At 46.1% G+C, this 24951-nt stretch carries 30 protein-coding genes and 1 tRNA gene; 18 read left to right on the plus strand and 13 right to left on the minus strand.

The genetic code is table 11. The features are described 5' to 3' along the window. The 6 genes from L2082_RS09985 to L2082_RS10010 all read left to right on the plus strand — a co-directional run. Positions 1 to 1751: RHS repeat-associated core domain-containing protein (locus L2082_RS09985; protein ID WP_446011701.1), on the plus strand; the 1751-nt coding region annotated here is incomplete at its 5' end. A gap of 6 nt (positions 1752 to 1757) precedes the next feature. Then, positions 1758 to 2156 carry a hypothetical protein gene (locus L2082_RS09990; protein WP_446011702.1) on the plus strand — a complete coding sequence of 133 codons (399 nt, stop codon included), beginning with the start codon at positions 1758 to 1760 and terminating at the stop codon, positions 2154 to 2156. Between the two features lie 183 nt (positions 2157 to 2339). Further along, entirely contained in the window at positions 2340 to 3203 is an 864-nt protein-coding gene (locus L2082_RS09995; RefSeq protein ID WP_446011703.1) for an RHS repeat-associated core domain-containing protein, read from the plus strand. 22 nt (positions 3204 to 3225) lie between these two features. Then, positions 3226 to 3477, plus strand: coding sequence for a hypothetical protein (locus tag L2082_RS10000; RefSeq protein ID WP_446008110.1), 252 nt, complete (start codon positions 3226 to 3228; stop codon positions 3475 to 3477). Between the two features lie 201 nt (positions 3478 to 3678). Then, positions 3679 to 3990, plus strand: a complete 312-nt coding sequence (locus L2082_RS10005; protein ID WP_446008111.1) for a hypothetical protein — start codon at positions 3679 to 3681, stop codon at positions 3988 to 3990. A gap of 78 nt (positions 3991 to 4068) precedes the next feature. Continuing rightward, entirely contained in the window at positions 4069 to 4191 is a 123-nt protein-coding gene (locus tag L2082_RS10010; protein ID WP_446008112.1) for a hypothetical protein, read from the plus strand. Here the strand turns inward: L2082_RS10010 and L2082_RS10015 are convergent. Next, positions 4186 to 4497 (minus strand): hypothetical protein, encoded by a 312-nt coding sequence (locus L2082_RS10015; protein WP_446008113.1) that lies wholly within the window; start codon positions 4495 to 4497, stop codon positions 4186 to 4188. The two genes, L2082_RS10010 and L2082_RS10015, sit on opposite strands and share 6 nt — an antisense overlap. Before the next feature lie 54 nt (positions 4498 to 4551). Here L2082_RS10015 and L2082_RS10020 point away from each other — a divergent pair, with 54 nt between their 5' ends. From L2082_RS10020 to gmd, 8 genes are all read left to right on the plus strand, one after another. Then, the gene (locus L2082_RS10020; RefSeq protein WP_446008114.1) at positions 4552 to 5487 is read left to right on the plus strand and encodes an SDR family oxidoreductase; all 936 of its coding nucleotides are present in this window, start codon (positions 4552 to 4554) and stop codon (positions 5485 to 5487) included. A gap of 308 nt (positions 5488 to 5795) precedes the next feature. Beyond that, the gene (gene rpsU / locus L2082_RS10025; protein ID WP_446008132.1) at positions 5796 to 5987 is read left to right on the plus strand and encodes a 30S ribosomal protein S21; all 192 of its coding nucleotides are present in this window, start codon (positions 5796 to 5798) and stop codon (positions 5985 to 5987) included. 86 nt (positions 5988 to 6073) lie between these two features. Continuing rightward, complete coding sequence (gene xerD / locus L2082_RS10030) at positions 6074 to 6976, plus strand: site-specific tyrosine recombinase XerD (RefSeq protein ID WP_446008133.1); 903 nt, start codon at positions 6074 to 6076, stop codon at positions 6974 to 6976. 195 nt (positions 6977 to 7171) lie between these two features. Beyond that, complete coding sequence (locus tag L2082_RS10035; protein WP_446008115.1) at positions 7172 to 8200, plus strand: DHH family phosphoesterase; 1029 nt, start codon at positions 7172 to 7174, stop codon at positions 8198 to 8200. Positions 8201 to 8417: 217 nt separating this feature from the next. After that, the gene (locus tag L2082_RS10040; RefSeq protein ID WP_446008116.1) at positions 8418 to 9680 is read left to right on the plus strand and encodes a glucose-1-phosphate adenylyltransferase family protein; all 1263 of its coding nucleotides are present in this window, start codon (positions 8418 to 8420) and stop codon (positions 9678 to 9680) included. Next, entirely contained in the window at positions 9677 to 10954 is a 1278-nt protein-coding gene (locus L2082_RS10045) for a glucose-1-phosphate adenylyltransferase family protein (RefSeq protein ID WP_446008117.1), read from the plus strand. Before L2082_RS10040 ends, L2082_RS10045 begins: the two co-directional genes overlap by 4 nt. Positions 10955 to 11032: 78 nt before the next feature. Beyond that, a tRNA-Arg gene (locus L2082_RS10050) sits at positions 11033 to 11109 on the plus strand. A gap of 175 nt (positions 11110 to 11284) precedes the next feature. After that, complete coding sequence (gmd, locus tag L2082_RS10055) at positions 11285 to 12370, plus strand: GDP-mannose 4,6-dehydratase (RefSeq protein ID WP_446008134.1); 1086 nt, start codon at positions 11285 to 11287, stop codon at positions 12368 to 12370. A 106-nt stretch (positions 12371 to 12476) separates the two neighbouring features. On the opposite strand, the gene L2082_RS10060 is transcribed toward gmd, so the two are convergent. The 12 genes from L2082_RS10060 to L2082_RS10115 form a co-directional block, all read right to left on the minus strand. Then, on the minus strand, positions 12477 to 13202 hold the full coding sequence (locus L2082_RS10060; RefSeq protein WP_446008118.1) for a ribonuclease HII: 726 nt from the start codon (positions 13200 to 13202) through the stop codon (positions 12477 to 12479). Positions 13203 to 13258: 56 nt separating this feature from the next. Then, a complete protein-coding gene (rplS, locus tag L2082_RS10065; RefSeq protein ID WP_446008119.1) occupies positions 13259 to 13600 on the minus strand; it encodes a 50S ribosomal protein L19 in 342 nt (113 codons plus the stop codon). A 118-nt stretch (positions 13601 to 13718) separates the two neighbouring features. After that, positions 13719 to 14297 carry an RNA methyltransferase gene (locus L2082_RS10070; protein ID WP_446008120.1) on the minus strand — a complete coding sequence of 193 codons (579 nt, stop codon included), beginning with the start codon at positions 14295 to 14297 and terminating at the stop codon, positions 13719 to 13721. Positions 14298 to 14300: 3 nt separating this feature from the next. Next, positions 14301 to 15074, minus strand: coding sequence for a tRNA (guanosine(37)-N1)-methyltransferase TrmD (trmD, locus tag L2082_RS10075; RefSeq protein ID WP_446008121.1), 774 nt, complete (start codon positions 15072 to 15074; stop codon positions 14301 to 14303). Positions 15075 to 15094: 20 nt separating this feature from the next. After that, the gene (gene rimM / locus L2082_RS10080; protein WP_446008122.1) at positions 15095 to 15628 is read right to left on the minus strand and encodes a ribosome maturation factor RimM; all 534 of its coding nucleotides are present in this window, start codon (positions 15626 to 15628) and stop codon (positions 15095 to 15097) included. A gap of 2 nt (positions 15629 to 15630) precedes the next feature. Then, complete coding sequence (locus tag L2082_RS10085) at positions 15631 to 15861, minus strand: KH domain-containing protein (RefSeq protein ID WP_446008123.1); 231 nt, start codon at positions 15859 to 15861, stop codon at positions 15631 to 15633. Between the two features lie 11 nt (positions 15862 to 15872). Beyond that, complete coding sequence (gene rpsP, locus L2082_RS10090) at positions 15873 to 16130, minus strand: 30S ribosomal protein S16 (RefSeq protein ID WP_446008124.1); 258 nt, start codon at positions 16128 to 16130, stop codon at positions 15873 to 15875. A 60-nt stretch (positions 16131 to 16190) separates the two neighbouring features. Next, entirely contained in the window at positions 16191 to 17543 is a 1353-nt protein-coding gene (gene ffh / locus L2082_RS10095) for a signal recognition particle protein (protein WP_446008125.1), read from the minus strand. A gap of 377 nt (positions 17544 to 17920) precedes the next feature. Further along, entirely contained in the window at positions 17921 to 18871 is a 951-nt protein-coding gene (fabD, locus tag L2082_RS10100; RefSeq protein WP_446008126.1) for an ACP S-malonyltransferase, read from the minus strand. A 256-nt stretch (positions 18872 to 19127) separates the two neighbouring features. After that, positions 19128 to 19814, minus strand: coding sequence for a tetratricopeptide repeat protein (locus L2082_RS10105; protein ID WP_446008127.1), 687 nt, complete (start codon positions 19812 to 19814; stop codon positions 19128 to 19130). A gap of 35 nt (positions 19815 to 19849) precedes the next feature. Beyond that, positions 19850 to 20311: a hypothetical protein gene (locus L2082_RS10110; protein WP_446008128.1), complete on the minus strand. Its 462-nt coding sequence runs from the start codon at positions 20309 to 20311 to the stop codon at positions 19850 to 19852. 74 nt (positions 20312 to 20385) lie between these two features. Beyond that, positions 20386 to 20628 carry a hypothetical protein gene (locus tag L2082_RS10115; RefSeq protein ID WP_446008129.1) on the minus strand — a complete coding sequence of 81 codons (243 nt, stop codon included), beginning with the start codon at positions 20626 to 20628 and terminating at the stop codon, positions 20386 to 20388. Between the two features lie 400 nt (positions 20629 to 21028). Between L2082_RS10115 and L2082_RS10120 the strand changes: the two genes are divergently transcribed. The 4 genes from L2082_RS10120 to L2082_RS10135 all read left to right on the plus strand — a co-directional run bounded on the left by L2082_RS10120 (position 21029) and on the right by L2082_RS10135 (position 24873). After that, positions 21029 to 22133, plus strand: a protein-coding gene (locus L2082_RS10120) for an IS3 family transposase (protein ID WP_446011704.1) whose coding sequence is annotated in 2 segments (ribosomal slippage) — positions 21029 to 21306 and positions 21305 to 22133 — 1107 coding nt in all. Because the reading frame shifts where the segments join, the coding sequence is not laid out codon by codon here. Positions 22134 to 22281: 148 nt separating this feature from the next. Next, the gene (locus L2082_RS10125) at positions 22282 to 22494 is read left to right on the plus strand and encodes a hypothetical protein (protein WP_446011185.1); all 213 of its coding nucleotides are present in this window, start codon (positions 22282 to 22284) and stop codon (positions 22492 to 22494) included. Between the two features lie 12 nt (positions 22495 to 22506). Beyond that, positions 22507 to 24027, plus strand: a complete 1521-nt coding sequence (locus L2082_RS10130; protein ID WP_446011705.1) for an FtsK/SpoIIIE domain-containing protein — start codon at positions 22507 to 22509, stop codon at positions 24025 to 24027. Positions 24028 to 24198: 171 nt separating this feature from the next. Next, complete coding sequence (locus L2082_RS10135; RefSeq protein WP_446011706.1) at positions 24199 to 24873, plus strand: hypothetical protein; 675 nt, start codon at positions 24199 to 24201, stop codon at positions 24871 to 24873. Positions 24874 to 24951 lie beyond the last annotated feature (78 nt).

The raw sequence follows: 24951 nt of genomic DNA on the forward strand, positions 1-24951 counted from the left end.
AGGTCTTTGTCACTGAATACGGTTACACCGGCAACGGGGAAGTCGCGTACATGATCTATCCCTCGGGCCGCAGGATCAGCTGGAACCGTGACACCGCAGGACAGCTTTCTTCCGTGCAGTCCCTGTATGAGGGGAAAACCGGCTTACTGGCCGAAAATATCAGCAGCAAACCCTTCGGTCCGGTTACCGACCTGAAAGCGGGCAACGGGATGACCCTGTCCCGCAGCTTCGACAGCCTGTATCGGCTCTCCGGCATCACAGCGGGCGGGTTGTATGAACGAACCTATACCTACTGGTCGGACGGTCTGGTGCAGGATATTGTTGATCCCATCGGAACCGATCATGCCTACAGCTACGACGACCTCGGCCAGCTGGATACGGCAAGCCTGCCCGCCGGAGCCTTTGATTTCGATCACGACGGAACGGGCAACCGCCTGAGCCGTACTGTGGACAGCAGCGACGTGACCGGATATTCCTATGTCACCGGAACCAACCGGCTCGATCAAAGCACCGGGGCGGTGGCGGCAGCCTACGGCTACGATGCCTCGGGCAATATCGCCACAGACAGCACAGACACCACGGTCTACGACCTGACCGATGATCAGCGGCTGGCCTCGGTGACGAAAAACAGCGTCACTGTGGGAGCCTATCAGTACGACGGTCGCGGCCTGCGCACGGTCAAGACCGTGAACGGGGAAGATAAACTCTTTGTATACTGCAAGAGCGGCAGACTCATCGCCGAGGCGGACAGCGACGGCAATGTCCTGAAAGAGTACATTTACCTGGAAGGCGATATCTTTGCCCATTTTCAGTATGAGGTGCCGGTTGCTCCGCTTGAAGCCACTGTCGCGGTCAGCGAACCGCCAGCGGAGGAAGCCCCGGAGCCGGTGCTTGCGGATAATCCTCCTGCGGTGGCGGCAACATCAACGCCCTCGGATACCGCCTTTCTTCAGCCGATATATTTTCTTTTACTGCTGAAGAACAAAGCAGCCGAGGGAGCGTATTATTACATCAATGACCATCTCGGTGCTCCGCAGATTATTACCGATGATTCGGGTAGTATTGTCTGGCAGGCCGAATACCTGCCCTTCGGGAAGGTGAATATTTCTGTTGCGCAGATTGAGAATAACCTCCGTTTTCCGGGGCAGTATTTTGATGCGGAGACGGGGCTGCATTACAACTGGAACCGGTATTATGATCCTGAAACTGGGCGGTATATTGCTGCTGATCCGATTGGGTTGGGTGGTGGGATGAATCTGTATGTGTATGCTGGTGTTGATCCTGTAAATTGGTATGATTCTGATGGGCTGAATGCTTTAGTCATGTATGAAGCAGGAACAGGGGCAGTGGCCGGGGGGCAAAGCAATGCGGATAGAAATAAGAATATTGCTCGTGGATTAAAGAGTTATATAAAAAGATGTCTAACTGATGCTCAGATTGCTTGGCTTGTTGCAAAAGGTGCATGGCATGTCATTCTTAATGAATCTTGTGAGGGTGAGGATTGTGATCAAGATCGCCTGCCACCAGGGGCAAAACCAATCGACAAAACTCCTTGGTCTGGGGATCATGGAGAAATTAAAGACGGTATTGGCAATGGACCTGCTGATGATACTTGGATTAGCCCAGATGATCATGTATGGAGTCAAAATCCAGATGGTACTTATCAGGATCATGGGCCAGCTGGTGATTATACAGGATCAGGAAAGCCCTCAGGTCGACGGGGAAAAGATCGACGTAAACGATGGAGATAATACGATATGACAGCTGGAAATATTTCATTACGATTTTGGCACCCAACAGAAGATTTGACTTTTTTATCTTCGATGCTTGGGTTGCCTTGTCATAGACGTTGGCTGTCAGGAGACCGTCGGCAAACACCTAAGGGGCTACTATTAAAAGGGACTTACAAAGACAGTTATTGGGCTTCTCGTATAGAATTTCTTGCAGGAAAGGGTTTTGAAGAAAAGTTTTTATTGGCTATTAATTGCCTTGTAAAAGCAGAGAACGACATTTTAAAACTAGTGCAATCAGGGGGGAAAGCAGAGGTTTATTTGCAGCTACCAGGAGATATTAATCACGGCATGACTATTGATAAAAATAGTATTTTTATATTGGGCGGCATGGGGGTTGACTTGTCGTTTGAAGTTTTTCCATAAACAAAGCGGAGCTAATAAAGCGGCAAGCTCATTGCTGAGTCCGACAGTGACGGCAATATCCTGAAAGAGTACGTCTACCTGGAAGGCGATATCTTTGCCCATTTTCAGTATGAGGTTCCGGTTGCTGCACCGGAGGAGGCAATCGCGGTCAGCGAACCGCCAGCAGAGGAAGCCCCGGAGCCGGTGGTTGCGGATAATCCTCCTGCGGTCGCGGCAACATCAACACCCTCGGATACCGCCTTTCTTCAGCCGATATATTTTCTTTTACTCCTCAAGAACAAAGCAGCCGAGGGAGCGTATTATTACATCAATGACCATCTCGGTGCTCCGCAGATTATTACCGATGATTCGGGTAGTATTGTCTGGCAGGCCGAATACCTGCCCTTCGGGAAGGTGAATATTTCTGTTGCGCAGATTGAGAATAACCTCCGTTTTCCGGGGCAGTATTTTGATGCGGAGACGGGGCTGCATTACAACTGGAACCGGTATTATGATCCTGAAACCGGGCGGTATATCGCTGCTGATCCTATTGGATTGGACGGTGGGATTAATCTGTATGCTTATGTGGGGAGTGATCCGGTGAATGGGGTTGATTCGATGGGTTTGTATCCGGGTGATGAGTTTGATGCTATAATGGATACTTTTGGTGAAGGTGGAAAAGGACAAGCAGATACATATTATGGAGGTGAAGGACACTTCATTTTAGGAGGAGGGGCTGTTGCTTTAAATTGCACGGATGAGTGTGGTAACAATAAAACTATAAGATTTTGGAAAGTCTGTTTTGGCGGCGCGATGGGGGTTGCTGGAGGAGCCGGAGTGGTAAAAGGTACCAACGGAGAAAGTTGTAGAGCGGAAAGTTACAAAGGCTGGTTTTATGAAGCCGGAGCCTCGTATGGATATGGTTCGGCCGGAGTTGACGTCGGCTACAATAACGATGGTCCATTCGGTTTACCAGGATCTCTTTCAGGAGTCGTTGAAGGAGGAATTGGGGGCGGTTTAGGTGCAAAAATAAAAAGTAGCTGGTGCTATTATATTCCAATGGAATAGTTCGCGCAAAAGAGGTGTCAATATGCCGATTCAAATTAAGATTTTTTTTACCATAGCAACGCTTGTTGTTGGATTGCTAATTGTTATCGCTAATCCTAACACAAATAATGCAGCACCTGACTGGATATGGAGATTTGAAAAAAACGACTTGTTTCGAAACTGGTTTTTTGATACTTCTGGCTCTTTAAAAACTTCAATGAAAATTGTATTGTTATTCATCTGCTTTACTTTTCTGTTTATTATTTGGATGTTAGTACCGACTGAATTCAGTTAACTTTTTATTACGAAATGAGTGTGAACTCGTTACTTGGCTTGTGATAACCAATAACCAGCCTACTATATACACATCGCCAATCGCCACGTAGAAAGACAGTGAGAGGTGCGGGATGGCTTTAATTGCTGGAACCCTCGGACAAGGCAGGAAAACGTCAACTTATGAGCATACACCCCAAAACCTCAAACCAAGGAGAGCACAATGACCGAAGCGGAAAAACGTGATTTCGTCGCGCAGATCATCACACTTGTTGAAGAAGCACAGGACACCCTGACGGACAAAGGCTATGACCCCGCCGAGCGATTGGACGGCCTCAAGGTGAAAAAGCAGGACGCGGACAGTGCGGAAATCGCCCAGCAGGAGGCGGCTGCCAAGGCGCAGGAGGCCACGGCACAGGCCAACCAGACCCTTTCGGATGCCTACAAAGATGCTTCCGACTTCGCCGACCTGATTTCCGGTCTGCTGGGCAAGGATAACGAGCTGGTCAGGAAGATGCGCAAGTTCCGCAGCTAGTGTTCCCTTCTCCGTCCCTTTCCGCCCCGCCTCCGAGGCATTCTCCCCGAGGGGACAACCTTGCGTCACAGGGGGATAATGTCTCGTCAGCAGGGGATCATCCTGCGTCACAGGGGGCGAAGGGTTATCCCCAAGGGGATTATGTCCCGTCACAAGGGGATTGTCTTGCGTCACAGGGGGATCATGACTATCCCCTTATGAATGATGATGGATTTGTGTCGAATCATGACGAAATAGCACCGAATGATGACAAAAATATTGTGCATTGTCATTATTTCCTGCCTCTGAATGATGCTGCGAGAGGTACGGATCATTCTGCAACGTCGAAGAATGACTCTGCGATACATCAGAATGATCCAGCAACACCGCAGGATGATCCGGCGATGGGTTCGTATGATTCAGCACTGCCGCAGAATGATGCTGCGACAGATCAGAACGACGCAGCAGTACCGATGAGTGATTCTGCGATAGCTCGGAGCGATCCTGCTCCGTCGAATATACAGTCACATAATGACGGACATCCCGTCCATCTCAAAATACTTTTTCCTCACGAGGTAAACCATGAAAAAAGAACTCCATGCAGTGACAGGTGCCTTTGGCTATTCCGGCAAAAGCATTGCCCGGAAACTACTTGCTGAAGGCCATGAGGTTATAACCATCACCAACTCCTGGAAGCGAAAAAATCCCTTCGGGGATCAGATCAGGGCGTATCCCTTTCACTTTGATGAACCGGAAAAGTTGACCGAGAGCCTGCGCGGGGTGTCCGTACTCTATAATACTTACTGGGTACGGTTCAACCACAAGCACTTTACCTTTGCCGAGGCTGTCCGCAACACGGAAACTATGTTCAGGGCTGCAAAAGAGGCAGGTGTACAACGAATTGTCCATGTCAGCATCACCAATCCATCCATAGATTCTCCGTTGGAATACTTCAAGGGCAAGGCCCGGCTGGAACAAGTTCTTATGGAGAGCGGTCTGTCCTATACCATCCTCCGACCGGGAGTTCTTTTTGGAAAAAAGGATATTTTGATCAATAATATTTCCTGGGCAGTGCGTCATATCCCGTTCTTAATGATTTTCGGAGACGGAGCGTATAAACTGCAACCCATCTATGTGGATGATCTTGCCGATCTTGCTGTTCAACAGGGAAAGGAAATCGGTAATTCCATTATCAATGCCATAGGCCCTGAGACCTTTACCTACCGCGAGCTGCTTGAGACCATTGCCAAGATTATTGGTAAACGCCGCCCGGTTATCTCTGTTTCGCCAATGATTGGTCATTGGACCGGCTGGATTGCCGGGAAATTCCTCAACGATGTCCTGATCACCCGCGATGAAATAGAAGGGCTGATGACTAACTTACTCTATGTTGATGCTCCACCGACCGGAAAGACCCGATTGACAGATTGGGCCAAGCAAAACGCCAACAATCTAGGCAGGAAATACTCGAACGAGCTTACCAGAAGACTGGACAGAGAGGTGGAATACAGCTCCTGAAGCTCATTAGGCGTCCTTGTATTGGATGAGCTGGATCAAGCGCATTGTAAAATAACAAAAAGGATCCATAAGGCATATACCTGGTTCCGTGACGGATATGAAGTAAAATACTCCAGAGCAAGCCCTCTCGCTTTGGCAGCTTTTTTCAATTGCCTGATACTTAAAAATATTTCGTTTTTTGTCCGAGAATGTGCCAGATCTCGTTGACATTAGTCATCGTGTATCGTAATATATAAAATTTGCATTTTTATAAATAATTAATAAGCAGATGGGACATGCCATCATCAAAAAGGATGTGATTTTTCATGATTGAAGTAGAAGTCAAAGGCGACTTGGAGTACGCGATCCGCCAGCTGAAGAAGAAATTACAGATTGACGGGGTGAAACGCGAACTGAAGCGACGTGAGTGCTACGAAAAACCAAGTATTAAGAAACGTCGTAAGTCTGCCGAAGCATTACGCAAACTTCGCAAGTATAACCGAATGAAAAATCGGTACTAGTCTGCTCAACCCTGTCACGCTGACTGCGTTTCAGGGTTTTTTTATGTGATCAGCTTTTATGTTAACCTTTTCTCCTTATTGCCGCCCTGAAAACTGCTCCGCTTGTTCATCATCTTGATAGCTTTCTCCAATACCTTGTTGTTCATCGCAGGTTGTCAAAAAACACTGTTGATAGCTATGCCTCTGATCTGCATTTCTTTTTTGAATTTCTTCAGCAACAGGAAGTGAGTACAGTGGATGCTATCACGCCGGAATTGGCCCGATCTTTTCTGGCAGCATGCTATCAAAAAAATATTAACTCGCGCAGTAATGCCCGTCGACTTTCCGCCTTACGGGCTTTTTTTGATTATCTTGTTGTTCACCAGATCAGGTTAGACAATCCTGTTGCTGATATTGATTCACCTAAGATAGTCAGTGGGCTTCCTGGTATCTTGACAGTTACCGAGGTGGACCAGATGCTGGTACTCCCTAAAAAACAGAGCCCGCTTATTCTTCGTAACTGGGCCATGCTGCACCTGCTCTATGCCACCGGTATTCGGGTTTCAGAATTGGTTACCCTGCCTGTTCGTGATTGTAGTGTTACCAGTGGTCATGTTCGTGTCCTGGGAAAAGGGGATAAAGAGCGAATGATTCCTTTTAACGAGACAGCAGGAAAGCGGATTGATGATTATCTTTCCACGGCTCGCCCATCTCTTTTAGGGAAGCGAACCAGTCCGTATCTTTTTGTGACAGGCAGAGGCGGCAAGATGACACGTCATCGTTTCTGGCAGATTTTGAAAGAAATAGTTGCAGCACAGGGGATTGCCAAGCCTGTAAGTCCCAAGACAATGCGCCATTCCTTTGCTACCCATTTGCTTGCTGGTGGCGCGGATTTACGCGCTGTCCAGATGATGTTAGGTCATACTGATATTGCAACGACTCAGATTTATACCCATGTGGATAAGGGCCGAGCCAAGGAACTGCACCAACGTTTTCATCCTCGTGGATGAGGTAATAAGCATTGCTATCAGGATAAAAACCCTGCTTGCTTTTTTTTGCAAGCCTATGGTAGTATTTATTATGTTGTCCCTTATGACATTTTCCCCGCTCCAGCGGGTCCGGGTACATTGGACAAAGTTGGACAAAGCGGTAATTGTACCGTTACCAGCAGCCGGATCAGATGGCATTTTTTTACAGGTGCTTCCTTGAAGAAAAAACGACTGGAAAAGATAGCAGATACTGTTACTCGCAGTGCCAAACGCAATTCGGCGATGAATCGTCTCAACGGTTTTTACGAGCTTTTTGAGAAGGACGACGAGGTTCTTATTGTTATAACAGCGGACCCTGATTCCTTGGCCAGTGCTATGGCCGTGAAACGGCTGCTCAGTTATCGGGTTGGGAGCGTGACTATTGGTTATCCCAATGAGATTCGCCGGCTTAATAATCTCACCATGGTGGAGCGGCTGAAAATTCCCATTGAGCGCCTCCATACCCTGCCTGTTAATGATTACTCTAAACTGATCATGCTGGATTCCCAGCCAACCCATCAACCCTGTTTTGAAAAACTCCAGTTTGATGCTGTCATTGATCATCATCCTGTGACCGAGGGATGGGATGCCAGATTTATTGATATTCGTCCTGAATACGGCGCAGTTGCCTCAATGATGGTGGAATATCTTCGGGCCGCCAATATCACCCCCTCGGTTGCCCTTGCCACTGCCCTGTATTATGGGATCAAGGTTGATACCCAGAATTTTGAGAAAAAAAATATGCAATTGGCTGATGGAATCTCCTTCCGTTATGTCTTTAATATTGCTAACCGTAATCTTGTTCGTAAGTTTGACCTGACTGAACTTCGTCGCTCTGAACTGAAATATTTTAAAATTGCCCTGAATAGGGTGAAATCTAGTAAGGGGCGGGCCTATGTCCATATCGGGCGGGTCGGTACCCCGGATATTCTGGTCATTATCGCTGATTTTTTGAATCATGTTGACAAATTCGACTGGGTTTTGGTATCAGGTATCAGCGGTGATAAACTGGTGGTCATTCTTCGCTGTGACGGGTACCGGAAAAACGCTGGAAATTTTGCCCGCAAGACCTTTGCTCAATACGGTTCAGCTGGCGGGCACCGGGAAGCGGCCCGGGCAGAATTGCCAATGAAGAATCTCCCTTTGCGTGAAGGGAAGGAGTTTACCACCAGCACCCTGATGCGTCTTGCCACCAGGCATATGTAGACGTGGTGTTCCATCTCCTGCCTCTTCGGAGTAACAATAAGACATGAACGTTGTCGGCAACTTAAGCGATCCTTTTGGTGCTTTCATATAAGCTTTCATCCCTCTTCTTGGAGAGGGACAATAAACCATGAAAGTTGGTTGAGCGCTTCCAGGGAAGCACTTGATACTTTCATATAAAAAAGAAAATGCATAGAATAATTAGGGAGTCCCTATGGTTATGCCTTCTACACTGGCTATGATTTTGGCTGGTGGCCGTGTTGACGAACTGGGCGTGCTGACCCATTATCGCCCTAAATCTGCTGTCCCTTTTGGTGGGTTTGCCCGGGTGATTGATTTTCCCCTGACCAACCTGATGCGTTCAGGTATTGAGCGGATTGCTATACTTAGTCAGTATCGTTCCTATTCTTTGATTAACCATATTGGAACCGGTGCTGCCTGGGATATGATCGGACGATATAGAGGGATTTCCATTTTACCGCCCTTTAAAGATTATGAAAACCCCCATTGGTATCGAGGGTCAGCAGATGCTGTGCATCAGAATCTGGATTTTGTTCGCTACCATAGGCCCAGTGAAATTTTGATCCTTTCTGGCGACCATATTTACGAGATGGATTATCGCGATATGCTCCGTTTTCATCATGAGCATGATGCAGACCTGACAGCTGCTTTTGTTACAGTAAAAAAAGAAGAAGCTGCTAACCGCTTCGGAGTGGCGGAAATTGGGGATGAGTACAGTGAAGGCGGAACCGTGCTCTCTTATGAAGAAAAACCCGCAGAGCCAAAAGGGGAGTGGGCTTCGTTGACAGTTTTCTGCTTTAAACCAGAAGTGCTCTATAAGGTTTTGCAAAAAAATCAGGCAGACGGATCCTATGAATTTGGTCGGGATATTATACCGATGATGGTTCAGGAGGGAATGAAGGTGCTTGGTTATAAATTTCAGGGCTACTGGGGCTATACCCGCACGGTGAAGGAGTACTGGCAGACCTCAATGGACCTTCTTGGCCCCGACCCTTTGATTGATTTGGAAAAATGGGGGATACGCACCAATCTTGAACATCGTGATATTCGGGATTGCCAACCCCTGAAAGTAGGATCGCACGGTGTCCTTGATAATTCCCTGGCTTATAATGGATGTATTATTGATGGCACTGTAAAGAATTCTATCCTCTTTCCAGGCGTTCGGGTAGAGCAGGGCGCAGTGGTTGAAGATTCTGTGCTCTTTTTTAATACCTTGGTCAAAAAAGGCGGACAGCTTCGGCAGGTGGTCTGCGATGTCAACACCACTTTTGGTGCTCATACACAGGTTGGTTTTTCCAGTACCGGCATCAATGATCAAGTCAATGATCGGGTCACTGTTGTGGGATGGAATAATAATGTCCCGGATAATATGAAGATAGGTCGTGGATGCCTGGTTGCTCCGGGGATTAAAGAGGACAAATGGCCGCAAAAAGGGCTTGAGGATATGGAGGAACTGCAATGAGAGAAGCAAAAGATGCCTTAGTGCTTTTGCTGGCTGGTGGTATTGGCAGTCGTCTCAATATTCTGGTGGGACATCGGGCAAAACCGGCAGTACCCTTTGGTGGTTTGTACCGGATTATTGATTTTTCTCTGTCCAATGTGATGAATTCCGGCCTGAACCGGGTCGGTGTCTTGACCCAGTATAAGCCCCTTTCCTTAATGCGCCATATCCAAACCGGTGAAGCCTGGGATTTTACTGGAAGAACGCGGGGCGTCAAGGTTCTGCCCCCCCGGACAGGTGAAAAGGACTCAGACTGGTACAAGGGAACAGCTGATGCTATCCGGCAAAATATTGACTTTATCAGAGCTAACCATTCTGAACAGGTGGTTATCCTGTCAGGTGACCATATCTATCAGATGGATTTTGATGATATGATTACTTATCATTGCGAAAAAAAAGCCGGAGTAACCACTGGGATGATGGTGGTACCCAAGAGCGAGATCCATCAGTTTGGCGCTGGCATTGTTGATGACGAAAATCGCATTGTTGACTGGGAAGAAAAACCCAAAGAGCCGCGAACCAATTTGGCATCAATGGGGATTTATGTCTTTGATACCGAATATCTGCTTAAAGCACTTTCCTATGATCGGGAAGAAATTGATTTTGGTATGCATATTATCCCCAGAGCCATTGAGGAGAAACAGGTTTATGCCTACCCCTTTTATGGCTATTGGCGGGATGTGGGGACCATTCAAGCCTATTGGGATGCCAATATGGACATTCTTCGTGCTGATTCAGGTATTTCTCCGGAAGAATGGGGGATACGGCCTAACACAGAAGCCGATGGACGTCCCATGGACAGGGCCCCGGCCCGTTTTGCTCAGGGCTGTACAGTTCAGTCTTCTATGGTTTCTGCTGGCAGTGTGATTGAGGGTACTGTGGTGAATTCGGTCTTGTCTCCTGGTGTGATTGTCCGGAAGGGTGCTGTTGTCCGGGATTCAGTTATTTTCGAAGATGCAATCATTGAAGCCGGTGCTGAGGTTGATTTGGCGGTTTGTGATAAACGGGTACGTATCGGGAAAGGAGCCCGGGTCGGGTACGGTGATGATGAGGCAAAGAAAATTTCTAATAAGAAATACCCCACCCATTTATACAGCGGCATTACCTTAATCGGTAAGGAAGCACTTGTTCCAGCAGCAATGAAGGTGGGAAGAAATTGCATTATATGTCCTGGCTGGAAAGGGCAGGAACAAAGAACCTTTCCTGATGAGCTTGCACACGGTTGCACTTTTTAACTGTGTCGTGTAAAAATCCATTGCTTTTAAAGCGGTTTCAGGTAAAATTATAAGCTTTGTTTTTTTAGTATCCCCCTTGCGCCCGTAGCTCAGCAGGATAGAGCGCCAGATTCCTAATCTGGGTGCCGCAGGTTCGAATCCTGCCGGGCGCACCACAGTATCAGCCGGGAAAGTGATTGTTGCTTTTGTCCGGTCCCATCCTATGAACGATTATTGTCCTTGTGTACCAATCAACATTCTTACTGGCAAAAGAAGGCCGGGGAAAATTGATTGTGCATGAGCTATTTTGAAAATATTTTACAAGGAATCGACGTCTGGTCGGCAAGATATATGAAAACAGCTTTTATTACCGGGGTGACAGGGCAAGATGGTGCCTATCTAGCTGAATTTCTCCTTGAAAAAGGGTACAAGGTTCACGGGCTCAAGCGAAGAACCTCTTTGTTTAACACTGATCGGGTAGATCATCTCTACCAAGATCCCCATGATAAAGATGTACGTTTTCGGCTCCATCATGGTGATCTGACCGATTCTACCAATTTGATCAGGATCATCCAGGAAGTTCAGCCGGATGAAATATATAATCTGGCTGCACAAAGTCATGTTGCGGTTTCTTTTGAAACCCCGGAGTATACAGCCAATAGTGATGCGCTGGGCACTTTACGAGTCCTTGAGGCTATTCGAATCCTTGGTTTAGAGAAGAAAAGCCGTTTTTATCAGGCCTCAACCTCTGAGCTTTTTGGAAAGGTTCAGGAGGTTCCACAAACTGAAAAGACACCATTTTATCCGCGTTCCCCTTATGCTGCGGCAAAAATGTATTCGTACTGGATCACAGTCAATTACCGGGAAGCCTATAATATGTATTGTTGCAATGGGATTCTCTTTAACCATGAGTCACCCATTCGAGGTGAGACCTTTGTTACCCGCAAGATTACCAGGGCCTTGGCCCGTATCAAGCTTGGGTTGCAGGATGCGCTCTATCTTGGCAACTTAGATGCTAAACGGGATTGGGGGCATGCAAAGGATTATGTGCAGATGCAGTGGTTGATGCTGCAACAGGAAAAGCCAGAGGATTATGTGATAGCCACTGGAGAGCAGCATTCTGTGCGGGAATTTGTTGCCATTGCAGCAGCAGAGCTTGGTATGGCAGTGGACTGGCAAGGGCAGGGCCTGGACGAGGTTGGTATTGAAACAAAAAGCGGGAAAACCATCGTGAGGATTGACCCACGCTATTTTCGACCTACTGAGGTGGAAACCCTTTTAGGCGATCCATCAAAAGCAAAGGAAAAACTGGGCTGGGAACCCAAGATCACCTTTGCCGAGATGGTGCAGGAGATGGTTATTGAGGATTTGAAGACCGCTGAGCGGGACCAGTTGATTCGACAGCAAGGGTACAAAGCCTATGATTATTTTGAGTAGGCTCTGAGGCTGAGGAGGTGGAAGCTTACTGTTTATATGCAAGTATCTTGAAAGCGTCGTTCCCCTTGGCCTGTGGCCAGGGGCAAACCTCGTTTCTCTTTTTCTTCTATTTTTTCCAAAGGTATTTTTGTTCCATCTGCTTGTTCTCCTTTGAATCGTCTTGGCAAAATTCCCGCACACCCTTAAAAGTTTTCCTGTGAATAGGAGAAGGTCCAAACTCTGCGATAGCAGTCCGATGTGCCTTGGTTGGATACCCTTTGTGCTGCTGGAAATTATATTGCGGATATTTGAGATGGTATTCTGCCATTAAACGGTCGCGAGTGACCTTGGCAATGATTGAGGCAGCTGCTATGGAAGCACTTTTTGACTCGCCCTTGGTAAGGGGCTGTTGAGGTAGTTCTATAGGTACAGGAAAGGTACCATCAACCAGGAGAAAATCAGGGGAAACCCCACTGCTTTCAGCGCAGCTTTGCACGGCCCGTTGCATAGCCCGTAAAGATGCCTGAAGAATATTAATCCGTTCAATCTCAGCAGGTTCAGCAATGCCGACCCCGATAGCTGCCTTGGACGAATGGAGTGCTTCGAACAGCTTGTCCCGTTGACGAAGAGTTGTTTTCTTGGAGTCCTTATACGGTTGAATGTCGCAGCTGGAAGAAAAAATGACACAACCGGCAACAACTGGCCCAGCTAAAGGACCACGTCCGGCCTCATCAACACCGGCAATAGCAACAAGGCCTTGTTGCTGCAGGCTTCGCTCATAGGCCCAAGTATCTCCATCTGGAGCTGACGGAAAAAGAAAAGAAGAGGAAGAGGGGGGAGCTTTTTTACGCATATTATATACAACCGCACCTCTTCACAAGAAAGATCCTGTTCTGTTGTGCGTTATATTTAGCGCTCGCGAATACGGGCGGCTTTACCCCGACGATCACGCAGGTAGTACAGACGCGAACGACGTACCCGACCTTCAGAAACAACTTCAATGGTTTCCAGACGAGGAGAGTGCAGGGCAAAGGTCTTTTCAACGCCAATGGCACCATGAGAGATCTTGCGTACTGTAAAGGTCGCATTCATCATGCCACGTTTTCTTTTCAGAACAACGCCCTGGAAAATCTGAATACGCTCTTTGCTCCCTTCAATAATGCGAATGTGCACTTTTACAGTATCTCCCGGACGAAAATCCGGCAGGTCAACACGCATCTGTTCCTGATCAATCTTATCAATAATATTCATAGTCTTCTGTTTTTTGCGGATATTGTTTGTGCAACATCCAATGGATGCCTCCGTTCCACCCCAGATTATATCTCTTTGCTACGTATGATTCTTTCTTCTTTACTCTTGGCTGTGCAGTTTAAACCATATTTTCCCGGTGTCCGCAGAGCCGATCTAAACAAATTGAGGCTGCTGAACGTACCGAGAGGTGGTTATATGTTCCCGACCCTGTGATCGGTGGTAAGGCTACATCAGCCAGCTCTATGACCTCTTGTGTCAATCCCCATGCAGTACCAAAGAGCAACAGGACGGTTCTGCCTTTTTGTAACTCGCTTTGCAATGCTGAATAGCTGATTGTTGCAACCAACTGACTGGCACTTGTTGCAACGACCAATGGTTCTTTTCCATCCTGTTTATGCATATCTGTAAGAACCTGCTCAATGCACGCACGAATTTGGATAATGGACAGGGCATTGGCCCGATCAGGGTTGACAGTGCCGCCATAGCCATTCGTCCAGTGACCAGCAATACTGGCTGTGAGCTCCTGTTGCTGCTTATATGGGGTTACGACCCAATAGGTACCTACTCCAAAGGTTCTGCCTGCCCGGGCAATATCATGCAGATCCAGATTAGTGACCGCAGAGCCAATGGTTTCCTGTTTTTTGTTCACAACCGGATAGTGGATCAGGGCTATATCAAGACGAAAAGCAGTATCCATATATTACTCGTGCTGTGATTGCCTGATTCCGACTACGGCCTGCTGCACCTGATGAAAAAGCCCGGCCCGCTGTAGTTGTTTTTTTTCTGCCCTGGTGAAGCTCACTTTGTGTAAGAGCTCAGGTCGCCGCTGGAGAGTTTCACGGACAGAGTCAAGAAAACGATATTCCTCAATCCGGGCATGATCCCCATTCAAGAGCACTTCCGGGACGGTAAGCCCTGAAAACTCACGGGGCCGGGTATACTGCCCATGTTTCAGGAGTCCGCAGCTAAAGGTATCTTTCCGGGCAGAATCTGAGCAACCCAGTACTCCTGGCAACAGCCGGGTCACTGAGTCAATCACCACCATAGCAGCCAGTTCGCCACCTGTAAGGATGTAATCACCAATGGATATTTCTTCGTCAACATAGAGACGACGAAAGCGTTCGTCCACCCCTTCATACCGCCCGCAGACTAACACTATCTTTTCAAGGTCAGCTAACCGTTCAGCAGTCTCCTGATTATAAACAGCACCGCGTGGTGACAGAAGTACCACAGTTCCCTTTTTCTCCGCCTGAACATTATGTAAGCACGCAGCTAAGGGCTCGGGTTTCATCACCATACCTTCACCGCCACCAAAGGGGCGATCATCAGTCATAGCGTGTTTATCGCTGGCCCAGTCCCGTATATTATGAAGATTCACCTGAATCTGGTCAGCCTGGATGGCCCGTTTCAGGATACCTTCCTGCAAGGGCGTGGTCAACAGATCAGGAAAAATCGTCAGAACTTCAAAACGCATTAATTCATCAGACCATCAGTTCATCTACTGTTGATCTCAAGCAGCCCCGGAGGCAGCGATACCGTGACTTCGTCTTCAGTAACTTCCTGAAGAAATTCAGGTATCAAGGGGATTAAATATTCCTCTCCGTTTTCTTTGACACGGAGAATATCCTGCATGCTGTTTGTCAAAAAGCTGTGAACACGTCCAATTGTCTGACCGTCCTGGGTCTTTAACAGTTTGCCTTCCAGTTCTCTCAGGTAAAATTCGTCTGGTTCTGGTTCTGGTAAGGCATCCTCATGCACATAGACCTCTGCCTGAACCAGTTGTTCAGCTGCATTACGATCCGTACATCCTTTCAACTGAAGCAGCACAGCGTTTTTCTGTATTCTGGCCCGTTTAACCTGATAAAGAACAGGTGTGGTACCATCTTTGGAAAGAAGAAACAGCTCTGAATATTGCATCAACATTTCCGGGGAACCTGAAAAAGGATGAACCTTAATCTCTCCCCGAATAGAGTGGGCCTTGGTGACCTTCCCGACAAGGACAATATCTTTCTTGCAGGCATCAGGCATGGTTATTCCACGATCTCAAGTCGGGAACGTTTTTCATCCCTTGCTGCCATTGCAGCAAGGACAGTTCGCATTGCCCGAGCCGTTCGGCCCTGCCTTCCGATCACCTTTCCCAGGTCATCCTTGGCAACGCGAAGTTCAACAGTGACTGTGCCGTCATCTTCATGTTGTTCTGTATGCACCTCTGCTGGTTCATCAACAAGCCGGGCTGCAATAAAAGAGATAAGCTCTTTCATTTGGCCACTCCTTACACTGTCTCAGCAGCAGGAGCTTCGTACTTATTGATTAACGTCGCAACAGTGCCGCTGGGAATAGCTCCTTTGCCCATCCATTCCTGGAGTTTTTCCGTGTCCAGTTTGATAGCAGCAGGATCCTGCATCGGGTCATAGGTGCCAACAATATCCAGAAATTTCCCATCACGCGGTGCCTGGGAATCAGCAACGATTATGCGGTAAAATGGCTGTTTTTTGCGTCCCTTTCTGGTTAAACGAATTCGTACTGGCATTGTTCTTGTTTCTCCTGTGGTGTATTTCTCTATCTTAAGATTATTTTAATTATCATAAGGTTAGCGTCGCAACCCTTTAGGTCTTTTTCGGCGTTTGCCACCCTTGGTGACAACACTCTTGCCTTGCATTTTTTTCATCATCTTCATCATCGTGGTATAGCTTTTCAGCACCCGGTTGACCTCCTGAACTGAGGTACCAGAGCCTTTAGCAATACGTTGCCTGCGGCTGGCATTGATGATCTTATAATTTGACCGTTCCTTTTTGGTCATAGACTGGATAATCGCCTCAGTCTTAGCCATTTCCACTTCAGTGGGTATCGGCGCACCTTGCAATTGCTTGAGCTTATTAATACCAGGAACCATGCCCATGAGCTGTTCAATGTTCCCCATTTTCTTGATGTTTTGCAATTGTTCAAGAAAATCCTGCAGGGTAAAAACATTTTTTTGGATTTTTTTGGCAAGGTTTTTCGCCTCTTTTTCATCAACAACCTGCTCTGCCTTTTCAATGAGTGATAAAACATCACCCATGCCCAGAATACGGGAGGCAGTACGATCAGGATGGAAAACTTCAAGGGCATCAATGGATTCGCCTACACCGACAAACTTGATGGGCTTGCCTGTGATTTTTTTGACAGAAAGGGCAGCACCACCTCGGGCATCACCTTCCATCTTGGTCAGGACAACGCCGGTGATTTCAAGATCAGTATTGAATTTATCCGCCACAGTAACCGCATCCTGGCCTGTCATGGCGTCAGCCACAAACAAGACCTCAGAGAGGCGGACTGCTGAAGAAATTTCCTGCAACTCACCCATGAGTTGCTCATCAACATGAAGGCGGCCTGCGGTATCAATGATTATCGTATCATGGCCGTTTTGCTCAGCCTCGGCAACGGCCTGACGGGCGATATCAACAGGTCTTTGCTCAGGAGAAGAACTAAAAACCGGTACCTCAACCTGCTCACCCAGCACATGCAACTGTTCAATAGCTGCCGGGCGATAAACATCCGCCGGGACCAGAAAAGGTTTGCGACCTTTTTCTTTGAGCTGTCGGGCAATTTTTGCTGATGTTGTTGTTTTACCAGAACCTTGCAGGCCAGCCATCATAATAACAACAGGCTGGGCCCCGTCAAGTCGTAAGGGTTCTGCCTCACTTCCCAGTAAGGCGACCAGCTCTTCGTGGACAACCTTGATGACCTGTTGTCCGGGAGCCAGACTTGCCAGCACCTCTTTTCCGACAGCTTTTTCCGTCACCGAAGCGATAAACTCCTTAACAACCTGAAGGTTGACATCGGCTTCAAGAAGGGCGGTACGCACTTCGCGCATGGCCTCTTCAATATTCTCTTCTGTCAGTCTGCCGTGCCCGCGCAGTTTTTTAAACACGCCCTCAAGGCGATCTGTTAAATTTTCAAACATGATCCACTGAAATTAGAGTAATCGCTTCATTAACGCACAGTTGTTTTTCTAAAGGTGCGGATAACTTGTTCGCAGTTTGGCCGCAGTATAAGAAATACCACAGACAAAGCAGAATTATTTACCCCATACAAGCAATTATGTCAAGCAGGAAGCCGAAACAATCGACTTCAAGCAAGAATATTGGAAATAAAGAGGCTTACAGAAGTTGTTTTTTTGCCTGGTTGTGATGTAGGGGCGAATCCCTGTGTTCGCCCTTTTATGTCGGGCAGACAAAGGGGTCTGCCCTTACAAGTTCACATCTGAAAACAGGGGAATTTCTTGTCGATTTTTTATCCCTCCCCAAGGGCAGGGATGGAAGCTATACAGAGTAAAAAGGGTTATCCTGTAATAACTTTTGCTGCTTTTTCGATAAGCTCAGGGGTGTCTGCCTGAATACAGGTCACAGGGCTTTTCCGGGGAAGAATCTTGCGCATCATTCCGGTGAGCACTGTTTTGGGGCCCAGTTCAACAAAAACTTCTATTCCGCCCTCAATCATACGGTTCATGGATTCATACCAGCGTACCCGTGAAACAATCTGGCGGCCCATGATCTCCTGAATAGTTTCCGGCTGGGCTTCCTGGGATGCGGTTACATTAAAAAGGACAGGAATCTGGGGAACATTAAAGTCAACAGCTCTTATACAGGCAGAAAAATCTTCCACTGCACCGGCAACAAGCGGGCTATGGTTGGCCACAGAGACTTTCAGAGGGACGACTTTTTTGGCTCCGTTTTCTTTGCAGACCGCACTGAAACCATCCAGTCCTTCATGATTCCCAGATATGATGATTTGCTGCTCTGCATTATGATTGGCCACCACAACGATTCCAGGCCCGGTGTAGGCGTTGAGCAGATTATCAATTGTTTCAATGGTCAGGTCAAGGACTGCAAGCATGCCACCTGGGTTGGCTGCGCCTTCGCGCTCCATAAACTCACCACGTTTGGTTACCAGGGTCATGGTGTCCTGGGCAGATAATACGCCTGCTGCCTGCAGAGCTGAGTATTCACCCAGGGAGTGACCACCAGCATAAGCTGGAACCAAGTCAGGCAGGGCCTTTTTGAGTTGCTGCCAGCACATGAGGTTAATAGCAGTCAAGGCGGGCTGGAGGTGCAGGACTCTGGTCAGATCCTCCATGGGGCCTTCAAGGCAGAGCTTTTTTAAGGGGAAGCCGGAAACTTCTTCGGCCATTTCCAGTAATGCGGCTGCTTCCTGATCTGCTTCGATAAGGGCCTGCCCCATACCTATATATTGTGATCCCTGACCGGGAAAGAGAATTGCTGTTTTTTTCATGGATTGTTTCTATGAGGTGTTACGTGGTTGAGTTATCTTTTTTTTGGGGATGTTAGTAAATAGTTAACGTAAGCTCATTGGTATATTTCATTGGGAGCCTGTCGTCTATGGCCGATTATACTTGTAATGGCTTTTTCTGCAAAAGGATATTTCCTTTCTCGGCAAGAGTGGGGGAGGGGATGCTGTGGGAGGAGTAGGCGGGTTGGAGAGGGACACCGCTTACAACGCTGTATAAATAAAATAAAGAAATGATTTATCAGGGTTTTTCTTTGTGGCTCCAAGACGTTTGCTTTGCTTTTAAAGCTTCATCAATTTTTTTATCAAGTCGTTCTTTGCCAAAGATTTTTCCCATGAGCCAAAATAACCAGGTTTGGCGTATTGAAATTTTTGTAGACTGGGTAATAGGGTGTTCTGCATCCACGATTTTCATGGAGTTATAACAAACTATTGCTGCCTTTTTCTCTCCGGTTTTATAATAATATATGGCCCAGATATTCATGAAGGCGAGAAACTCTGTGTAATGAAAGACTTTTCTCTCGGGGTAAAGTGACTGAAGGTCTGATTTATGTTCAAATATTTCTTTGATTTTATCAAGTTCTCCTTTACGCAGACAAATGTGGGCGTAATTTGTTTTTGCAAAGAGATATCCTGGAAATGACCTGTACGTTTTAACGGTGATTTTATCAGCATGCTCTGTGTCGCCTATTTCTTGATAACTTAACGTCAAGTAGTTATTGAGAATTGGCAGCTCTTGATGCCGCAGATATATTTTTGATATTTCTTGTATTGCTCTTTTGGGGTCAGTCTGCGTGTATTCATAAATTTGTGTAACTTTTTTTCTTAATGACTTTGGTGTCATTTTTGTCCATTTTGTCTCAATACCTTCATATGTGATATTGAGTGTCTTTACTTCAAGTTTGCCCTGATGTGAATCTGGTTTCATAGTTTTTGAGAGAGAAAATGTTGGGTTGCAGGCGATTAGCCGATACTGGATGCAATATCAAGGCGAAGGGTTGAACCTGCTCCTGAAAATTGATAATCAATGACAGTCCTTTTGATGTCTGGAAACTTTTTTCTCTTACGAGTGATAAGCAAATTTATAAAATATCTTGTCTGGGTGATTTCATCAATCTTGCCGGAAGGAGACAAAGCCTTGACCAGCTCCTCAATTTTATTGTCTTGCTTATTTTCAGGAAGCAAAGTCAGGTTCCAAACTATAATTGCGAATTTTATGGCTTTTTTTATTTCGTTATCGCTTCTGCAATCTCTTAAAAGAGGTTCTGCGAAGGTTTCTATTACATCTGACATTCTTTCTAAACCCTTTGGGTTTACAGTAACTTTTTTGCCACAAGTCCGCATTTTTTTTACAAGTCCAGCTTGAGCAGGTTTCCAGGCTTGAGTAGTTTTTTTCTTTGTCAATTTTTTCTTTTTTCTTTTCATGATTTTTTAACGGGGTACGTCCCCTATTTATATTTATGATGCAGAAAGTTTTGAATAGGTAATAAACTTGCAGCCTACTTTACAAGTTCCACTTCGTGCGAGTCTAATGCTAGGTAAATACCAGTAAATTTATTGAAAGCCTGAAATACCAATGGCTTTCCGTATTCTATATCTGTTACTTCAAATTCGTTATTGATCATATCTTTCATTATTTTTTGCTCCTCATTAGAAAACGTTGCAATATACTTAGGATCAATAGATAATACCTTGACTTTTGAACCTATTTTCACTTCGTTTTGGTTTTTGTCTACAATCATTGCTATTTTCCTTTCTAAGTTCTCAAATGCACATGAGATTCATTGAAATTTATTCCTTTTGACAGGAAACGTCCCTCTATTTATTTTATTTTCTCACTCAGGAGAAATCCCTAACACTCTAAAAAACTATAATGGACCCACATTTTAGGACAGTTATTTAAGGTAGATTTTTTCGTTGGTCGCCCTGTTGAGTGTTGTTGTAGGTAAAGAAGGTAATAACAGCAAGTTGCATAGGTGCCCTTCCGCGTCAAAAAATGAGCAGTTTCATTGCACTACGATTGACTGTTAGCTTGAACAACACTCCAAAGGGGCACCATCATTTTTTCTAAAAATGCTAAATGTATTTTGGTCGCTTGGCACGAGTCCGAAATTCATACAGCCACTACCGGAGAATATACGCATGTCACGTAAAAGAAGAGTCCATTCAGCTACTTTTAAAGGAAAAGTTGCCCTTGAAGCACTGAAAGAGTTAAAGCCGATCAATATGTTGGCATCCCAGTATGAGGTTCAACCAAACCAGATAAGCACCTGGAAAAAGCAGTTAAAAGAAGGAGTACCCGAAATATTCAGCAAAAAACGCAGTAGAACGAAAGAGGACTCCTGTAAAACTGAAAAGCGCTTATATGAAGAAATCGGTCGCCTGAAAATAGAGCTGGACTGGCTGAAAAAAAAAGTCTGATCTCTGTTCGGATCCCCTTGATTTAATTGACTCTCATCACAGGTCGATTAGCATCCAGAGGCAATGTGAGCTGCTTGGAATCAGTCGATCCCGCTATTACTATAAGCCAGCGGTTGAGAGTGAGCTGAATCTCAAATTGATGAGAATTATCGATGAGATTTACACAGACTGCCCTTTTTATGGAAGTAGGCGAATGGTCATCGAACTGGAACGGCGTTCTTTTCATGTTAACAGAAAACGGGTCCAACGGTTGATGCGCCTCATGGGGATTGAGGCAATTTATCCTAAGCCGAAGCTAACTCAACGGAATAGTGAACATAAGGTCTATCCGTACCTCTTGAGGAACATCTTGATTGATCGTCCCAATCAGGTTTGGAGCACTGATATCACATATATTCCTATGGAGGGTGGTTTCATGTACCTGACGGCAATTATTGACTGGTACAGCCGCTACATCCTGAGCTGGCGCATATCCAATACGATGGACAATGACTTTTGCCTTGAGGCTCTTGACGAAGCATTAACTTATGGATTGCCCGATGTTTTTAATACAGACCAGGGGGTGCAGTTTACAAGCAGACAATTTACACAACGCCTGACAGATGTTGATGTAAAAATCAGCATGGATGGCAAGGGACGGGCACTGGATAATATTTTTGTTGAGCGTCTTTGGCGTACAGTAAAACATGAAAATATCTACCTGAAAGACTATCAAAACGGCAGTGAGTTATACCACGGTCTGGAAGAATATTTTTCGTTTTATAACACTCGACGCCCTCATCAGTCTTTGGGGTACAAATCCCCTGAAGATATTCATTTTTCCTGATGTGATGCAGTCAAACAAATATAGGAGGAAATCACCAAATAAGAGAGTTTGTTGTTAGCCCGAAATCTATCTTAAATTATGCCAATTTTTGTGTTGACGATGGGGTCCACTTTAGGTTCGTCCTATGCCGGTTATTGTGGATACCCCGATGGCGCGAATTGACAAGGGGAATCAGGAAAATTTGCTGCGGCATTATTATCCGGCAGTGAGTGAGCAGGTTATTTTATTGCCCACTGATTCGGAAATGGACGAGCGGAAGTACAAGCTCTTGAAGCCGTATATTTATCAAGAGTATGTTCTTGAAAACAAGAGCGGTAGCAAAAGTCGTCCTGTTAAAAAAAATATGTATCCTGCTGTATAGGGAAGGAATTCAATGGCGGATATTTACACAAGTAAAAAGGATGAGGAGGTAATCAGCCGTGTACTTCGTCATGGCCTGAAACTTTCAGGGAATAAATGGAAAGTTTTGCGCATCGCCCTAGCGAAATCATTACAAATTGATACTGAGCCGGATGATTCGCTGGATAGAGTTCCTACTGACGGAAAAAAAGAATATAATTTGCAACAAGTGACAGGTAAAGGCAAGGAAAGCACGCTGAAGACGCAGGACTGGGATGCTGCCTGTCGTGCCATGCTTGGTGTCTATCATAAGCAAGATTTTTTTAGCGATGAGGCCGGTTATCGGAAACACTTGCAACGGCATATTCGACGCGGTTTGCGGGAAATAGATGTCAGCTGGAAATCAGGCAGTGATTTTCACGCCTGGTTGAGCCATGAATTCTTTTCTAACCTCCAGTCCGCCCCGGTAGAAGTAACAGAGCATCACGACCAACTGGTTGCCGCATTTTCCGAGATAGGTATTCAAGCGGAAATCAGTGAGGTATCAACCGGCCCTCGCCTGATACGTTATAAAATTTACCTCGCCGATATCAACGAGCTGGATAGACTGAAGCGAGGTGGCCTGGAAAAATTGGCTAACCTGCTGGGGGTGCAGCAGCAGGGGGTTATCCAGGGAAAGAGTGATGAGCCGAAAACAATATATCTGTCTATACCCCGACCAAGAGACAGCTGGAACTATGCTGCCGGAAAAGATTTACGCCAATGGGTGGAAACGTTTTTACCGGAAAATTATAAGCTACCAGTATGGATCGGTACAGATGTTGTAGATCAACCGTATTTCTTTGATTTGGCCGACACCCCACATCTTTTTGTTGCCGGGACAACAGGCAGTGGTAAGAGTGTTTGCTTGCATGCTGTGATTATCTCGCTGCTGGAACGTATGGCGGCAACCCCGCAGAAAATTCAATTTGCGTTGATTGATCCCAAGGAAGTAGAACTTTTTGTCTACGAGTCCCTGCCTAATTTATTCATGGATAAAGTTTTCGGCGAAGATGTTGCTGAGGTCATGGAGTTGCTTCGGCATTTGATTGAGGAGATGAATGAACGAAATGCTCTTTTTCGTAGTATCGGCGTAACCAATATTGACGAAGCTATGAGCAAAGGTGAGGAGTTGCCACGTATCGTGGTGGTGATAGAGGAGCTTGCCGACCTTGTTATGGAGTCTAAAGAAGTTCAGAATGATATTGTTCGATTGGCCCAAAAGGCAAGGTCGGCGGGAATTCATTTAGTTTTGGCAACGCAACGCCCGGATTCCCAAGTGTTCAGCGGTTTGTTACGCTCCAATATTCCTTCACGCATTGCCTTATCGGTGCAAAAATCCACAGAATCAAAAATCATCCTTGATGATGTCGGAGCTGAAAAACTGCTCGGTTCCGGAGATATGTTAGTCAAACTGAATTCGGAAGCAGTACCGAAACGTATTCATGGTGTTTTTGTTAACCGAGACGACAGTATGCAGGCCATAAAACATTTCACAAAGGCTTTACGGCAATGAATGATCTGACCATTGAGTTATTTCAGCCAGTACGTCTGCGGATAGAGGGAGCTGGGCCTTTCCCAACAATCCCATACGAAATAGATTTCACCGATGAAGAGGGCCAGCCGTGCAATGTCTTTTTGCTCATGTCAGAGAACGGCATGGGGGAAGACCACTGTACTGGAACTTATGAGTGCCATGATGGGGTTGCTCGGCAAAAAGGAAATACATTCATATGGTATCGAGAGTTTAGATAACGGAGAGCTTGCTGTTCAATGGGATATACTCGTTCGTTTTTCTGATTGGAGTCCAATAACGGGGAAATTGGAACAACGGAATATAATTCTTTCTTTGCTTGCAGGTAAATTTTCAGGAGGAAGCCTTGTTCCCTTGACTGAAGAAGATTTATTGAAGCATGAGGCAGATAGCCAAGAACTAATAGGTTTCAAATGGGAGCGATCTGTTGGACTGAAATCCCTATCTACCAGCGAAACCATTCTGAAATTACAGAAGATTTTTAGAGAGTGGGAAGGAGAAGCACCAGACGGCTTTGAGGATAACTCTTTAAATCTGCCAACGCTGCTGCACTTCAGCGCATATCGCGACATCCCGAAACTATCCGAGCAAAGGCGACGGATTTCAGAACCTGATTATTGGGGCTACAGCCCTGTCCGAAAATTTTCCTCCCACAGCACATCATGGGAAAATTCTTTGGATAACGTGCTGGTCTGGATGAAATGGCTGGACGACGGTCGATTAGAAAAAGCCGTTGATATTATCAATAAGCGCGTTTTTCAGGGCAGCACAACTTTTCTTACTCAAAAACGACACCTTCTTGATACAAAATCAACAATAACCACTTGAAAAGCAGAATAAAATGATCATATTTTCTCTAGAATTACTTTATCAGGAGAAAATTGCCATGATCTTCTTAAGTTACTT

Source organism: Candidatus Electrothrix sp., from assembly GCF_052785085.1.